At 57.6% G+C, this 14,680-nt stretch carries 11 protein-coding genes; 7 read left to right on the forward strand and 4 right to left on the reverse strand.

What is annotated here, in order from left to right:
* Positions 1-93 precede the first annotated feature (93 nt).
* From NIM72_RS17790 to NIM72_RS17805, 4 genes are all read left to right on the forward strand, one after another.
* Positions 94-486 (forward strand): YbhQ family protein, encoded by a 393-nt coding sequence (locus NIM72_RS17790; protein ID WP_031594396.1) that lies wholly within the window; start codon positions 94-96, stop codon positions 484-486.
* A 217-nt stretch (positions 487-703) separates the two neighbouring features.
* Complete coding sequence (gene rhlE / locus NIM72_RS17795; RefSeq protein WP_253421374.1) at positions 704-2,074, forward strand: ATP-dependent RNA helicase RhlE; 1,371 nt, start codon at positions 704-706, stop codon at positions 2,072-2,074.
* A gap of 2 nt (positions 2,075-2,076) precedes the next feature.
* Positions 2,077-3,027 (forward strand): tRNA dihydrouridine(16) synthase DusC, encoded by a 951-nt coding sequence (gene dusC, locus NIM72_RS17800; protein ID WP_161736221.1) that lies wholly within the window; start codon positions 2,077-2,079, stop codon positions 3,025-3,027.
* A 70-nt stretch (positions 3,028-3,097) separates the two neighbouring features.
* On the forward strand, positions 3,098-4,285 hold the full coding sequence (locus NIM72_RS17805) for an MFS transporter (RefSeq protein ID WP_253421376.1): 1,188 nt from the start codon (positions 3,098-3,100) through the stop codon (positions 4,283-4,285).
* Positions 4,286-4,305: 20 nt separating this feature from the next.
* Here the strand turns inward: NIM72_RS17805 and NIM72_RS17810 are convergent, their stop codons facing one another.
* From NIM72_RS17810 to NIM72_RS17825, 4 genes are all read right to left on the reverse strand, one after another.
* Entirely contained in the window at positions 4,306-5,907 is a 1,602-nt protein-coding gene (locus tag NIM72_RS17810; protein ID WP_222924316.1) for an inorganic phosphate transporter, read from the reverse strand.
* 187 nt (positions 5,908-6,094) lie between these two features.
* The gene (locus NIM72_RS17815) at positions 6,095-7,216 is read right to left on the reverse strand and encodes a L,D-transpeptidase family protein (protein WP_222924312.1); all 1,122 of its coding nucleotides are present in this window, start codon (positions 7,214-7,216) and stop codon (positions 6,095-6,097) included.
* Between the two features lie 214 nt (positions 7,217-7,430).
* On the reverse strand, positions 7,431-9,245 hold the full coding sequence (locus NIM72_RS17820) for a glycoside hydrolase family 15 protein (protein ID WP_253421379.1): 1,815 nt from the start codon (positions 9,243-9,245) through the stop codon (positions 7,431-7,433).
* A gap of 202 nt (positions 9,246-9,447) precedes the next feature.
* Positions 9,448-10,029, reverse strand: a complete 582-nt coding sequence (locus NIM72_RS17825; RefSeq protein WP_161736216.1) for a DedA family protein — start codon at positions 10,027-10,029, stop codon at positions 9,448-9,450.
* A gap of 205 nt (positions 10,030-10,234) precedes the next feature.
* Between NIM72_RS17825 and NIM72_RS17830 the strand changes: the two genes are divergently transcribed.
* The 3 genes from NIM72_RS17830 (at position 10,235) to NIM72_RS17840 (ending at position 14,621) form a co-directional block, all read left to right on the forward strand.
* Entirely contained in the window at positions 10,235-10,822 is a 588-nt protein-coding gene (locus tag NIM72_RS17830; protein ID WP_161736215.1) for a Yip1 family protein, read from the forward strand.
* A 179-nt stretch (positions 10,823-11,001) separates the two neighbouring features.
* Complete coding sequence (gene pbpG / locus NIM72_RS17835) at positions 11,002-11,949, forward strand: D-alanyl-D-alanine endopeptidase (RefSeq protein ID WP_161736214.1); 948 nt, start codon at positions 11,002-11,004, stop codon at positions 11,947-11,949.
* A gap of 227 nt (positions 11,950-12,176) precedes the next feature.
* On the forward strand, positions 12,177-14,621 hold the full coding sequence (locus tag NIM72_RS17840) for a DUF3772 domain-containing protein (protein WP_253421382.1): 2,445 nt from the start codon (positions 12,177-12,179) through the stop codon (positions 14,619-14,621).
* The last annotated feature ends 59 nt before the right edge of the window (positions 14,622-14,680 follow it).

A 14,680-nucleotide genomic window follows, 5' to 3' on the forward strand; every position in this document is an offset into this window, starting at 1 on the left:
GCGTTATCCGAAAATTGTTTTACATTGAGGAAACCGTTTCCGGCTTGTGCCGGTAGCACTTGGGCGACCTGTTGGGTCTGCCAGGAGAATTGAATGAAATGGTCTAATCGTATTCAAATCATCACGGGTCAGACGTTGTTGCATATCGCTATGCATCTGCTGGTGATCGCTGCGCTGATCTGGGGCTGGAAACACAAGGCGCTGGTTGATGTCTGCAGCACGCTGGTGGCGATGTACGCACTGGTTTTTGTTGCCATGCTGGTGACACAGCGTATCGCCCGTTTACGTACGCTCGGCGATTATCTTGAAGAAGCGACCACCACTTACTACTTTGGCGCCGCCATGATGACGCTGTTCCTTGTGTCGCGGATTTACCACAACAACCTGCTGCTGGCCTGTCTCGGCGTAGTGATGTTGCTGGGTCCGGCGCTGGTTTCGCTGCTGGCGAAAGAGCCACCGCGGCGCATCGAAAATAAACGTAGTTAAGTTGAAGGCCACCGCGAGGTGGCCTTCCTGTTTCTGCACCGTTAAGTTATGTCAGTAAATGTGAGCTATCTCGCACACTTCATTTAAAGCTGCTACACTCGCCCGCTTACGCATCGTAGTTTGTGCCCTTTTCACGCGTCAGCCCCAGCTGCCGTCACTATCCCTCTGAAAACTACACCGTGAATCACGGCCAGAGCGGACCGGAGTAAACCACGTAATGTCATTTGACTCTCTCGGCCTGAGTGCCGATATTTTGCGCGCGGTTGCCGAACAAGGCTACAGCGAACCTACACCTATCCAGCGCCAGGCGATTCCTGTGGTGCTGGCAGGCCGCGATCTGCTGGCGAGTGCCCAGACCGGCACCGGCAAAACGGCCGGCTTTACCTTACCGTTGTTACAGAAACTCTCTGCCACCGCGACGCCCGTACGCGGCCGTCGCCCGGTACGCGCTCTGATCCTGACCCCGACCCGTGAACTCGCGGCGCAGGTCGGCGAAAACGTCAGCGACTACAGCAAATATCTCTCGCTGCGTTCGCTGGTGGTGTTTGGTGGCGTCAGCATCAATCCACAGATGGTCAAGCTGCGTGGCGGTGTCGATGTGCTGGTCGCCACGCCAGGTCGCCTGCTGGATCTGGCGCAACAGAATGCCGTTGACCTGTCACAGGTCGAAATTCTGGTGCTGGATGAAGCGGACCGTATGCTGGATATGGGCTTTATCCACGACATCCGTCGCGTGCTGGCACGTCTGCCGGCTAAACGTCAGAACCTGCTGTTCTCGGCCACCTTCTCGGATGAGATCAAAGGCCTGGCGGAAAAACTGCTGACCAACCCGGAAATGATTGAAGTGGCTCGCCGCAACACCGCTTCTGAGCAGGTGGCGCAGCAGGTGCATTTCGTTGATAAGAAGCGTAAGCGGGAACTGCTGTCGCAGCTGATCGGCGAAGGTAACTGGCAGCAGGTGCTGGTCTTTACCCGTACCAAACACGGCGCTAACCACCTTGCCGAGCAGCTGGGCAAAGATGGCATCACCGCTGCCGCGATCCACGGCAATAAGAGCCAGGGTGCCCGTACCCGTGCGCTGGCCGACTTTAAGTCAGGCGGCATTCGCGTGCTGGTTGCGACCGATATCGCGGCCCGTGGCCTGGATATCGAAGAGCTGCCACACGTCGTGAACTACGAGCTGCCTAACGTCGCCGAAGATTACGTTCACCGTATTGGCCGTACCGGCCGTGCGGCTGCAACCGGTGTCGCACTGTCGCTGGTCTGCGTCGATGAGCACAAACTGCTGCGTGATATCGAACGTCTGCTGAAGCGTGAAATCCCGCGTCTGGCGATTGAGGGTTATGAACCCGATCCGAGCATCAAAGCGGAGCCGATCATCAACGGTCGTCAGCAGCAGTCTCGCGGCGGTGCAGGTGGCGGCGGTCGTGGGCGTGGTCAGGGCGGACAGGGTGCAGGCGCAGCGCGTTCATCTTCATCCGGCGACAAACGTCCTCAGGCGCGTCGTCAGAGCCAGGCTGCGCCTCAGGGCGATAAGCCCGCAGCCCGTCCGCGTCGTCCGGCTCCGAAGCGCACCGGAAACGTCTGAGTATGAGGGTTTTACTGGCTCCGATGGAAGGCGTGCTGGATTCACTGGTGCGCCAGCTGCTATCGGAAGTGAATGACTACGATCTCTGCATCACTGAGTTTTTGCGCGTAGTCGATCAACTGCTGCCGGTAAAATCCTTCACCCGTCTCTGCCCCGAACTGCATCACGGCAGCCGTACGCCATCCGGCACGCGGGTGCGTATGCAGCTGCTGGGGCAGCATCCCGAATGGTTAGCCGAGAACGCCGCACGCGCGGTGGAACTGGGTTCCTGGGGTGTTGATCTCAACTGTGGCTGTCCCTCTAAACTGGTCAACGGCAGCGGAGGCGGTGCAACCCTTCTGAAAGATCCCGATCTGATTTATCGCGGCGCGAAAGCGATGCGTGAAGCGGTGCCTGCCGATTTGCCGGTGACGGTAAAAGTGCGGCTCGGCTGGGATTCCAGCGCCCGCAGCCTGGAGATTGCCGATGCGGTCCAGCAGGCCGGTGCCAGCGAGCTGACAGTACATGGGCGCACTAAAGAAGAGGGCTATCGCGCAGAAGCGATCAACTGGCAGGCGATTGGCGACATTCGTCAGCGGCTGCGCATTCCGGTGATTGCCAATGGCGAAATATGGGACTGGCAAAGCGCGCAACACTGTATGGCGGTAACCGGCTGCGATGCGGTGATGATTGGCCGCGGTGCACTGAACATCCCCAACCTGAGCCGGGTCGTAAAATACAATGAGCCGCCGATGGCCTGGCCCGATGTGGTGCGGTTATTGCAAAAATATAGTCGGCTGGAGAAGCAGGGCGATACCGGCCTCTATCACGTGGCGCGTATCAAACAGTGGCTCGGTTATCTGCGCAAAGCGTACGGCGAAGCCGATGGCTTATTCAGTGAAATCCGTGCGTTAAAAAACTCGGGTGACATCGCGCAGGCGATTGACCGTCATGCACATGTTCATGGTTTGTGATAAAAAATCAGGCGACCCTTTAGCAGCCTGACGGTATAGTGGGCAAAATTTCCCACACCACAAGCCTGCTATGTCTGACAACGCTGTGTTGAGCAACAGTCAGCTCAACAAACGAATCCTCTCCGTTATTATCTTCACCTTCTTCTGCTATCTCTCTGTCGGACTGCCGCTGGCCGTGTTGCCGGGCTTCGTCAAAAATCAGCTTGGTTTCAGCTCCTTTATTGCTGGTCTGATTATCAGTATTCAATATTTTGCGACGCTGCTCAGCCGTCCACAGTCGGGCCGTCTCGCCGATCGCCTGGGGCCAAAACGGGTGGTGATGCTGGGACTAATCTGCTGCGGCATGAGCGGGGTGCTGACTATCGTGGCCGCACTGCTGAGCAGCTGGCCCTGGCTGAGCCTGGCGCTGCTGGCTATCGGGCGACTGTTTCTCGGCGTGGGGGAAAGCTTCAGCAGCACCGGCTCAACCCTGTGGGGTATGAACATCGTCGGGCCACTGCAGACCGCGCGCGTCATCTCCTGGAACGGCGTCGCCACCTATCTGGCGATGGCCGTTGGTGCGCCGCTGGGCGTGCTGCTGAACAGTCAGTTTGGCATGAGCGGATTTGCCGGACTGATTGCGCTGATGGGCGTCGTCGGGTATCTGATGGCCAGCCGCAAACCGGCGGTCACCGTCAGCGTGGGTGAGCGCATTCCCTTTCATCGCGTCTTCTCCCGCGTCTGGCTTTATGGCCTGGCGCTGGGCTTCGGCACTATCGGCTTTGGCGTCATCGCCACCTTTATCACTCTCTATTTTGCCAGCCGTGACTGGCAGGGCGCGGCCTATGCGCTGACACTGTTCAGTCTGGGGTTTGTGCTGGTGCGGCTGGGGTTTGGTCGCTTCATTACTCGCTTTGGCGGACTGCGCGTGTCACTTTTCTCTTTTCTGCTGGAGTGTCTGGGACTGCTGATTATCTGGCAGGCTGACAGCGCCTGGCTGGTAGGCGCGGGCGCGTTTCTCACCGGCAGCGGCTTTTCGCTGGTCTTCCCGGCGCTGGGCGTTGAGGCGGTAAAACGGGTTGAGCGTCAGGATCAGGGTTCGGCGCTGGGCACCTATTCCGCGTTTCTCGATCTGGGGCTGGGTTTAACCGGCCCGGTGGCGGGATTGCTTATCGGACACTGGGGGATGCAGTCAGTCTATCTGGCTGCCGCCGTGATGGTGCTGGGCGCGCTGCTGATTACGCTGCGGCTTTATACGCAGCAACGGCTCACCACCTGACCGGTGGTGAGCGCTGACAATCAGAAATGGGTAAACGCCCAGTAGAGCAGGGCGGAGAGCAGAATGGAGACCGGCAGCGTTAATACCCAGGCCACAGCCAGATTACGCAGGGTTGAAAACTGCAGACCAGAGCGGTTGGCCGCCATGGTGCCTGCTACGCCGGACGACAATACATGGGTGGTTGACACCGGCAGGCCAAAGCCATCGGCTGCGCCAATGGTCATCATCGCCACCAGCTCGGCGCTGGCACCCTGGGCATAGCTCAGATGGGTTTTCCCGATGCGTTCTCCCACCGTCACCACAATCCTGCGCCAGCCGACCATGGTGCCCAGCCCCAGCGCAATTGCCACCACCACTTTCACCCACATCGGAATAAAGCGGGTGGCGCTATCGAGTTCAGTTTTCACCGCTTTCAGATTGCGTTCGGTCTCCTGCGGCAGTGTGACCTTTGCGGTCTGCAGGTGCTTAATCGACTCCGAGGCCAGATACATCTGATTGCGGGTGTTGGTCACTGCCTGGGCAGGAATGTTATCCATCGAACCGTAGCGGCGAATCTGATCGCCCACCTCGTTAAGCGTCCTGGCCAGCGCCGGTAACACCCCGGCATTCATCTGGTTGCTGCCGACAAAACCGGTCAGCACGTCGCGCGCCGCCGGAGGATGTGCTGTCGCCGGTTGCAGTTGCAGCAGCTGATGGGCGGTCACCTCGGTCAGTGCGGCCACGCGTGGGATCTGATCGGCCGGCAGCGATCGGTTCAGGGCGTAAGCGATCGGCATAGTGCCCACCAGGATCAGCATAATCAGCCCCATTCCTTTCTGTCCATCGTTGGAGCCGTGCGCAAAGGAGACGCCGGTGCAGGTCAGGATCAGCAGACCACGGATCCAGACCGGCGGCGGCTGGTCACTTTTCGGCGCCTGATAAAGCTGGCGATTACGGATAAACATCTTCATCACCCACAGCAGCAGCCCGGCGCAGACAAAACCGACCACCGGCGACAGCAGCAGGGCATAGCCGACCTTAAGTGCCTGATCCCAGTCCACGCCGCTCAGTCCGCTGCGGCCGTGCAGCATGGCGTTAGCCACCCCAACGCCGATAATTGAGCCAATCAGCGTATGCGACGACGACGAGGGCAGACCGAAATACCAGGTGCCCAGATTCCAGATAATGGCGGAGAAGAGCAGCGCATAGACCATGGCAAAGCCGTTGCCGCTGCTGGCCTGCAGGATCAGCTCGACCGGCAGCAGCGAGATAATGCCAAACGCCACCACGCCGCTGGAGAGCAGCACGCCCATAAAGTTACAGAAACCGGACCAGACTACCGCCACGCCGGGCGTCAGCGAATGGGTGTAGATTACCGTGGCGACCGCGTTGGCGGTATCGTGAAAGCCATTGACGAACTCAAAGCCGAGCGCAATCAGCAGCGCCAGTCCCAGCAGAAAGAACGGCAGATAGCTGGTGACCGGCATATTGGTTTCTTCAACATCATTGACCAGGTTAAGTCCGGCGAACGCCAGTCCGGCGACCAGCAGAATGAAAAACAGCGGCTTACTGAAGCGACTGCCCTTGCCGTTGAAATCGGGGCGTCCCCGGGCTGATGAGGAGGAGAGACTGTTTTCGCTCATGGTGTACCTCACGTGGCTGATGCCGGATGCTGATTTGCATCGGGTTAACAGAGTGTGATACGCGCTTTCTATGACAGATTAATGATGGTCACGCGGGGAAGGATGGAGGAAATAGTGGGTAATTTGCCTTAATTCAGGCAATAAAAAAGCCAGCGACAGGCGCTGGCTTCTAAAAGCAGGGCGGCAATTACGAGCTGGTATTGGCCGCGGCTGCCGGTGCTGCTGGTGTTACCGGAGCGGCCGGTGCGGCTGGCTCAGTGGTCGGCTGCTGTGGCTGCGCGGCATCACTGCTGGCACCCTGTGGGGTCACCGGCGTCATCGGTTCTTCCTGTGGTGCAGCCTGCGGGTTTTCCGGCGCCGGGACAGGTGCGGTCTGGATGTTGTTTTCCACACCGTTCACTTTTACCGGCATACCGGTGCGGCCCTGAATAGCGCCGTTAACCTGATCCTGATTGACGCTGGCATCAACCAGCACTTTGCTTACGGCCTGCGTCAGCGTAATCGGCACCAGTTCACGTGAGTTGAACTGCTCTTCGGTGGTCGACAGCGGGTTATGCACTTCAACGTACCGTGAGCCATCTGGCTCTACGGTCGCTTTTACCGGCTGGTCAACGAACTGTACGCGCGTGCCGACCGGCACGTTCTGATACAGCCACTTAATATCGTCAGCGCGCAGACGCACACAACCGTGGCTCACGCGCAGGCCGATACCGAAGTTGGCGTTGGTGCCATGAATCGCATAGAGACGACCGATATAGAGCGCGTAAAGCCCCATTGGGTTATCCGGGCCTGCCGGGAACACGGCTGGCAGCGTTTCACCGCGTGCCGCGTAATCCGCGTGCATACCTTTGGTTGGCGTCCAGGTCGGGCCATCTTTCTTACGTTCTACCGCTGTGGTCCAGTTAATCGGGGTATCTTTACCCAGTTCACCGATACCAATTGGCAACACCACCACGGTTTTGCTACCTTTCGGATAGTAATAGAGACGCATCTCCGCGCTGTTAATCACAATGCCTTCACGCGGTGCGTCAGGCAGGATCAGCTGCTGTGGGATGATCATTTTGCTGCCAGCTTTAGGCAGATAAACGTCAACACCCGGATTAGCTTCCAGCATATTGCTGAGGCCCATCTGGTACTGCGCCGCAAAAGCTTCCAGCGGCAGCTTGCTGTCTTCAGGAACCGTAATTTCAATATTTTCCCCGATCAGACGGCTGTTGGCCGGCGGTAACGGGTAAACCACAGCAAAGGCTGACTGGCTGAACGCTGCCAGGGCCAGAGCGATTGAAGCGAAAGCGCGAATAATTTTCATATTTTACAAGTCTTTATCGCCATATTTCAGGCTGGTCTATGTGTCGAATTCATGCTGGCCAATGTGACCTGCTGCGCATTATATGTTCATTAATCTGACGTTGTGAATCGGGATTTTAACCTGCCTGCAATACTTTACGTAAATTCACCGCGGATGTTAGCGCATTTCCGGAAAGCAGGGCGCTAAAAATGGGGCTTTCCGGGCTTATCGCTGACTAAGGTTGCCACTGCGTCTGTTCACCACTGAGTTTGCGATTCAGGAAAAAGGCGGCACTGATTAACGCCAGATGCGTCAGCGCCTGCGGCGTATTGCCCAGCGCATGACCGTGGCTGTCAAATTCCTCGGCGTACAGGCCCAGCGGATTGGCGTAGCTCAGCAGCTTCTCAAACTCAAAATGCGCCTCCTGAATCCGGCCTGCGCGCGCCAGACACTCGACATACCAGAATGAACAGGCACCAAAAGAGCCTTCTGATCCCTTAAGGCCATCGGCCGGTGTTTCATGCGTGTTGTAACGCCGCACCATACCATCGCTGACCAGATTGGTTTTGATCGCATCCAGCGTGGCAATCCAGTCCGGGTCGGTGGCACCGACGAAGCGCACCAGCGGCATCAGCAGCATGGAGGCATCAAGATGTTCCCCATGACGGGTGGCAGAGAAATGGCCGCGTTCACTGTTCCAGAAGTTTGCCCAGATATCTTCGCGGATCTCCCGACGCGCCCGATCCCAGCGTTCGTAAGGCATCGGCAGGGATCGCTTCATGCCCAGTCGCAATGCGCGATCCAGCGCCACCCAGCACATCAGACGCGAATGCAGGAAGTGTTCCGGCTCGCCGCGCATCTCCCAGATACCGGCATCGGGCTGATTCCAGTTATCACACAGCCAGTCGATCATTTTGACCACATGCTCCCAGCCGCGCTGAGAGATCGCCTCACCATACTTATTGGCCAGATAAACCGCATCCATCAGCTCGCCATAGATATCGAGCTGGGTCTGCTGCCAGGCGTCATTGCCGATGCGAACCGGACGGGATTCGGCATAGCCGGAGAGATTGAGTAACTCCATCTCATGTAGCTCGGTGCCGCTGTCCAGCCGGTACATCACCTGCAGGCGCATCTCATCGTGATGGCTGTTTTCAACACAGCGTCCAACCCAGTGGGTAAAGTGTTTGGCTTCATCGACGTAGCCCAGCCGCATCAGGGCATACATGCTGAACGAGGCGTCGCGGATCCAGGAGGCGCGATAGTCCCAGTTGCGTTCGCCGCCCAGCTCTTCAGGCAGGCCAAAGGTTGCCGCCGCCGCAATCGAGCCGTGCTGATGTGAAGTCAGCAGCTTCAGGACCAGCGCCGAACGCTGCACCATCTCGCGCCAGCGTCCCTGATAGGTGCTGTGGGCGCTCCAGCGTCGCCAGTAGTTAAGCGTCTCTTCGAAACAGTGTTCGGTCGCCAGCGCTTCGATATGTGCATCATCCACGCTGCCAAATTCAAACTGCGCATGTTCGCCGGGCTTTAATGTAAAGTGGGCGGTGGCGCTGTCATCCTCCAGCGTCATGACCACGGAGGCCGCAAGGCGCAATGACGGCTGGCCTTCAGCATGGAAGTCGATGCAGCCGTTGTGCGCTTCGGCACGGGTCTGCGCCCGGGCATAGTCATGACGCGGTGAACAGTGCAGCTGGAAGGTTGCGCTGCCGCGGATCATTTTGACCCGGCGGATCAGGCGCGGCAGTTTGTTCTTATCATCACAAATCGGCATGTAGTCGGTGATTTCCGCTACGCCCTCATCATCCAGCCAGCGGGTCTGCAGAATATTGGTATCGGGCAGGTAAAGCTGCTGACGCCGCGCATTGGGCCAGTCAGGGGCCAGGGAGAAAAGGCCGGCATCATCGCTATCGAGCAGGGCGGCAAACACCGACGGGCTGTCGAGTTCCGGCCAGCAGAGATAATCAATGGTGCCGTCATTCGCGACCAGCGCACAGGTGCGCAAATCACCGATGACGCCGTGGTCTTCAATCTTACGTTTTACCTTACTCATCCTCATCTCCCTGTCAGTGTCCCTCCTAACTATAGCTGAGCCCGCCGATGCGGCTTCGTTTGGGCACAGATGGTTAACGCGGGGGTGAATAAGGACGGAGAGGGTAAGATGGGCGGATGAGACTTACATTATCGTCAGCAGGTCGCCAGACGCTGTTCAGCGTCTGGCGACCGGTGTGTTATCTGGTGAATACGCCGTTCATTTATTGCTGATCGGCCCGGCGGTTGTGCCAGCGGCGGATCACCCAGCGCAGCACAAAGGCGAAGACGACCGCGCCGACCAGCCACAGCAGATGTTTCAGATGCTGATCGAGTTTATGCAGCCACGGTGCGATGATGCCGCCCGCGAAATAGCCCAGCGTCACAAAGATCAGCGACCAGATAGCCGCCCCGATGACGTTGAGAATAAAAAATTTCATCGGGTTGAGGCGGCTGGCACCGATGATGATGGGACCAATCAGCCGGAAGCCATACATAAAGCGCACGCCAATCACGAACAGGCTGGGGCGGCGTTTAATCAGGCGGTTTGCCTTGACCACTTTGTCCTGATGCTTTTTAAAGCGGTGCAGGATCCGCGTGCCCCAGCGGCGACCGATCCAGTAGAGCAGTTGATCGCCAACAATGCCGCCGCCCATCGCGGCCAGCACCACTCCCACGTAATGCAGCAGCCCCTCATGCGCGGCAACACCGCCCAGCAACGTAAATGTTTCCCCCTCGGCGATACAGCCAATAAAAAGTGCCAGGTAACCGTACTGCGTAATTAATGCGTTGATATCCAGATGCAAAATGACCCTCCCTGTTCAGTGACTGTTTCTTCAAGTCTATACGCGATTTAGCTTTGCTTCCGCTCATGCCTCATGGGGCCGTTTATTTATGCTGTTTTTTTGTCCGGTCACCACGAAAATTTCACTGCCGTTTATACTTGAGAAGACGCTGCCCCTAAAGACGGATGCATCATCGGGCAGCCCACTGCATCAGAGGATTGAATCTATGAATCATGTCTGGGGTCTGCTGGCGCATCCGAATCAGGAAATGCGTCATATCAAGCAAGAGAATGAGAGCGTATCGCACCATTACACCCACCATGTTCTGTTGATGGCGGCGATTCCGGTGATCTGCGCCTTTATCGGTACAACTCAGCTGGGCTGGAATCTGGGCGAGGGGCAATATGTGCAACTTAACCTGGCAACCGGGATCGGGCTGGGCATTCTGTTCTATCTGATTATTCTGGGCGGTGTCGCGGTTATGGGACGCGTGATCCACTGGATGGCGCGTGATTTTCCGCAGCGTCCTGGCGTCCAGCGCTGCACCGTGTTTGCGGGATACGTGGCGACGCCACTGTTTCTCAGCGGGCTGGTGGCACTCTATCCGCTGGTCTGGCTCTGCGTGCTGGCCGCCGCTGTGGCGCTGCTCTACACCGGCTATCTGCTCTATATTGGCATTCCGCTGTTTCTGAATATCGATCGCGAAGAGAGTCTGCGGTTTTCCGGCTCTACACTTGCCATCGGCGTGCTGGTTTTTGAAGTGTTACTGGCATTGACCGTGGTGCTGTGGGGATATGGACCGCATCTGTTCTGACTGACCACTGCCGCCGCTCTGGCGGCAGTTCTCTTTTTACGCCCGGAAACAATCTCACCAGGAAATTTCTTAACCTTAAGCGTATGATGCTGCTGCCAGCCCGCGCGCCGACGTGAATGAAGCGGGCGGCCTGTGTCGGTCCGACACAGTACACAATCATAACCGGGTTTTTTTCTACGATGCCTGCAAAAATTCGCTCCACCCTGCTTTCGCTGGCGCTGCTCGTTTCCGGGCAGATTGTTTCACTTCCGGCGCAGGCGACGACTTCGCTGTCGCAACTTGCGCCTATTGCTCAACCGCAGATCGCTTCTGGCAGTGCGATGATTGTCGACCTCACCACTAATAAAGTGCTCTTCTCCAGCCACCCGGATCGGGTCAGGCCGATTGCGTCCATCACCAAGCTGATGACCGCGATGGTGGTGCTGGATGCGCATCTGCCGATGAACGAGATGATTAACGTCGATGTCAGCCAGACGCCGGAAATGCGTGGCGTTTTCTCGCGCGTGAAGCTCAACAGCCAGATCAGCCGACGCAATATGATGTTACTGGCGCTGATGTCTTCAGAAAACCGTGCCGCCGCCAGCCTGGCGCACGCCTATCCGGGCGGTTATCGCGCCTTTATCCAGGCAATGAATGCCAAAGCGCGGTCACTTGGCATGAAACAGACCCGCTATGTAGAGCCAACCGGCCTCTCAACGCAGAACGTCTCCAGCGCACAGGATCTGGTGAAGTTACTCAAAGCGACGCGGGAATATCCGATGCTTGGCGCGCTCAGCACCACAAAAGAAGAGACGGCGGTGTTTGCCCATCCGAACTATGCGCTGCCGTTCCGCAATACCAACCATCTGGTCTATAAAAACGACTGGCATATTCAGCTGACCAAAACCGGTTATACCGACGAGGCGGGCCATTGCCTGGTGATGCGCACGATGATTAACAATCGTCCGGTGGCGCTGGTGGTGCTGGATGCCTTTGGCAAATATACCCACTTCGCCGACGCTAACCGTCTGCGCAGCTGGATTGAGACCGGCAAAGCCGCGCCAGTCCCCGCTGCTGCACTGGCGTATAAAAAGCAGAAGTCGGGCCAGGTTGCCAGCAATGGTGCCAGCAGTGCCGACGTTGAGTAGAGAATAGCGGGTGTCGCGCACGGCGCGCACTGGCATGAACTGCAGGCTGAGCAGGTCGCCGGGAAGAAGCAGGCAGAGGCTTACAGCGATGTTTACGCCGCTGCCTGTCCCGAATCAGCCCGAAAAATGCCCGTTATTCCTATATTGCCATCCCTTGCAAAGCCCTACACTTACGCGCGACTGGCGAGGGACGATCGCCTGAATTAAGCTGCCGGAATCTTACACATATGTTTATACGATCCCTTTTTGCATTGTTAATGCTGGCGCTGGTAGGGTTTGCCCCGGCGCTGGCGCTGGCCGCAGATGATGCGGCCGGTGCTGCTCAGGAACAGGATGCCCCGCCGAAGCTGAATGCCGCGGTTGAACTGCCGAAAATGCAGAAGATCCTCGACAAAATTAAAAGTCAGGTTTCTGTCGATGCTGGCGAAAACAAGCTGACGCAGCTGAATGAAATGGCGCTGGAGCTCTCCGGCAATGCCGATACGCTGGGTCAGGCGCTGGTTCCCGATCGCCAGCAACTGGAAGCCCAGTTGCAGGTGCTGGGTCCGGCCCCGAAAGCGGACAGCGGCGTCAAAGAGACGCCGGAGGTGACGCGCAAGCGTAACACGCTGGAGAGTCAGAAAAGCAAACTCGACGACCAGATTAAGCAGGCTGAAGGCATTAAAAATGGCGCACTGATGCTCTCCTCGCAGATTGTTAACCTGCGTCGCGATCAGCTGAAAAGCCAGCTGGCGCTGAACTCCGGCAGCATTCTCGGGGCGCGCTTCTGGTCACCGTTGCTCAGCACACAGGATCTGGATGGCGAGAAAATTGGTGAGTTCCTGCAGGAGTTGCAGGACACCGCGGCGCTTTCCTGGGAGCCGGGCTGGCGCGTCGGCAGTGTCTTCTGGCTGCTGGCGGCGCTGCTGGTGATGACGGCTGGCCGTCGTTACAGCGAAGAGTTTCTGGCCTGGATCAGCATTCACAAACTGCCGGAAGGTAAGCTGCGCCGCAGTTTCCTGGCGGCAGCGATAGCCCTGACCACCCTGGTGGCTGTCGTCCTCACCTTTAACTTCATCGCCCTGGCCTTTACCCGCCGTGATGAGGTTTCTGAAAACGTTCAGGACTTTGTGGATCAACTGGTTCGGCTCAGTGTCTTTTGTGGCCTGATTGCCGGACTGGGACGCGCTTTCCTCTCTACCCGTCGCCCCAGCTGGCGTTTACCGACCATCTCCAATGAAGTGGCGATGGCGTTAAAACCGTTTCCACCGATTACCGCCGTGCTGGTCTTTATCTTCCAGACGGTCGAGGCGTTTAACTACAGCGTCGGCACCAGCCTGAATACCACCATTTTTGCCAACGGGCTGACGGCCCTGCTGATCGGCAGCACCGCGCTGGCGATCAGCATGCGTACCAACCGCGTTCGTCGCCGTATGACTCAGGCGGGTACACCACCGGAGGCACGTTCTACGCTGGTCGGACTGATCCAGATGGGCCTGACGCTGACCGGGATCGCCATTCTGGTGTCGCTGCTCATCGGTTACGTCACGCTGGCGCGCTTCCTGAGTTATGAAGTGATCTGGTGCGGCCTGCTGTTTGGCTCGTTCTACTTCCTCAGTCATCTGCTGAAAGATGGCTGTGAGAGTCTCTTCTCAACCAGTAACGCTACCGGTCGTCGCATCCAGAGTTCGCTTAACATTAATGAGCGTCACCTGCAGCAGACGGCCACGCTGCTGGCGGCCATTGGTAAAACGTTCCTGGTGCTGATTGTCGCGCTGGCGCTGGTCAACGGCACTTTTGCCTCCTCAACGCCGATTGAGCTGCTGCAAAAAGTGATCGAGTTCTGGGGCGGTAAAGGACTCGAATCCCTGAACATCGTACCGGCGCACATGGTGAATGCGATAATCTGCCTGATTGTCGGAATCTATGTGCTGCGCTCGGTGCGTCGCTGGCTCGACACCGATTTCCTGCCAAAAACCACCATGGATGTGGGAATGCGGGTGTCGCTGGTGACGCTGTTCAGCAACATCGGTTACGTGCTGATTATCCTGCTTACCCTGTCGATCATGGGTCTGCAGTGGAACAAGCTGGCGTGGATCGTCAGTGCGCTGTCGGTTGGTATCGGTTTTGGCTTACAGGAGATCGTGAAGAACTTTATCTCGGGGCTGATTCTGTTAACCGAGCGTCCGGTTAAAGTCGGCGATCTGGTGAGTATCAGCGGCATCGAAGGGGACATCCGCCGCATTAACGTGCGTGCCACCGAGATCCAGCTGGGCGACAAGTCCACGGTGATTGTGCCTAACTCACAGTTTATTTCGCAGAACGTGCGCAATGCGACCATGGGCAATGCGCAGGGGGTGGTGACGATTACGCTGACTTTCCCCCTCGATATCGATCCGGTGAAGGTGCGCGATATTCTGCTGGAGGTTTACAACGAGAATGAGCGCATTCTGGAGACGCCGGAGCCGTCTGTTTCGTTTAAAGATCTGACCCAGCAGGGGATTGTGCTGAGCGTCACGGGTAACGTGGCGGGTCAGCGCCAGATCTCAGGCGCGAAGAGCGACCTGCTGTTTGATATTCTGACGCGTCTGCGTAAAGAGGGCATCCTGCTCTCGACACCGCAAACCATGATTATTGAGCGCCGTCAGCAGATGGCGGGTGTGGCGCCGGTACCGGAAGAGAAGCTGGTTTAGGTGTGAAAGGGCCGACATCTGTCGGCCTTTTTTATATTCACAACGCTGGCTTCTCAGCT

It is taken from the genome of Pantoea sp. B550, assembly GCF_024158165.1.
Taxonomy (GTDB): domain Bacteria; phylum Pseudomonadota; class Gammaproteobacteria; order Enterobacterales; family Enterobacteriaceae; genus Pantoea; species Pantoea alfalfae.

Excerpts from the sequence above, each read along its gene's own strand:
- NIM72_RS17790 (WP_031594396.1), top strand. The coding sequence starts at position 94 with ATGAAATGGTCTAATCGTATTCAAATCATCACGGGTCAGACGTTGTTG.
- rhlE (WP_253421374.1), top strand. The coding sequence starts at position 704 with ATGTCATTTGACTCTCTCGGCCTGAGTGCCGATATTTTGCGCGCGGTT.
- dusC (WP_161736221.1), top strand. The coding sequence starts at position 2,077 with ATGAGGGTTTTACTGGCTCCGATGGAAGGCGTGCTGGATTCACTGGTG.
- NIM72_RS17805 (WP_253421376.1), top strand. The coding sequence starts at position 3,098 with ATGTCTGACAACGCTGTGTTGAGCAACAGTCAGCTCAACAAACGAATC.
- NIM72_RS17810 (WP_222924316.1), bottom strand. The coding sequence starts at position 5,907 with ATGAGCGAAAACAGTCTCTCCTCCTCATCAGCCCGGGGACGCCCCGAT.
- NIM72_RS17815 (WP_222924312.1), bottom strand. The coding sequence starts at position 7,216 with ATGAAAATTATTCGCGCTTTCGCTTCAATCGCTCTGGCCCTGGCAGCG.
- NIM72_RS17820 (WP_253421379.1), bottom strand. The coding sequence starts at position 9,245 with ATGAGTAAGGTAAAACGTAAGATTGAAGACCACGGCGTCATCGGTGAT.
- NIM72_RS17830 (WP_161736215.1), top strand. The coding sequence starts at position 10,235 with ATGAATCATGTCTGGGGTCTGCTGGCGCATCCGAATCAGGAAATGCGT.
- pbpG (WP_161736214.1), top strand. The coding sequence starts at position 11,002 with ATGCCTGCAAAAATTCGCTCCACCCTGCTTTCGCTGGCGCTGCTCGTT.
- NIM72_RS17840 (WP_253421382.1), top strand. The coding sequence starts at position 12,177 with ATGTTTATACGATCCCTTTTTGCATTGTTAATGCTGGCGCTGGTAGGG.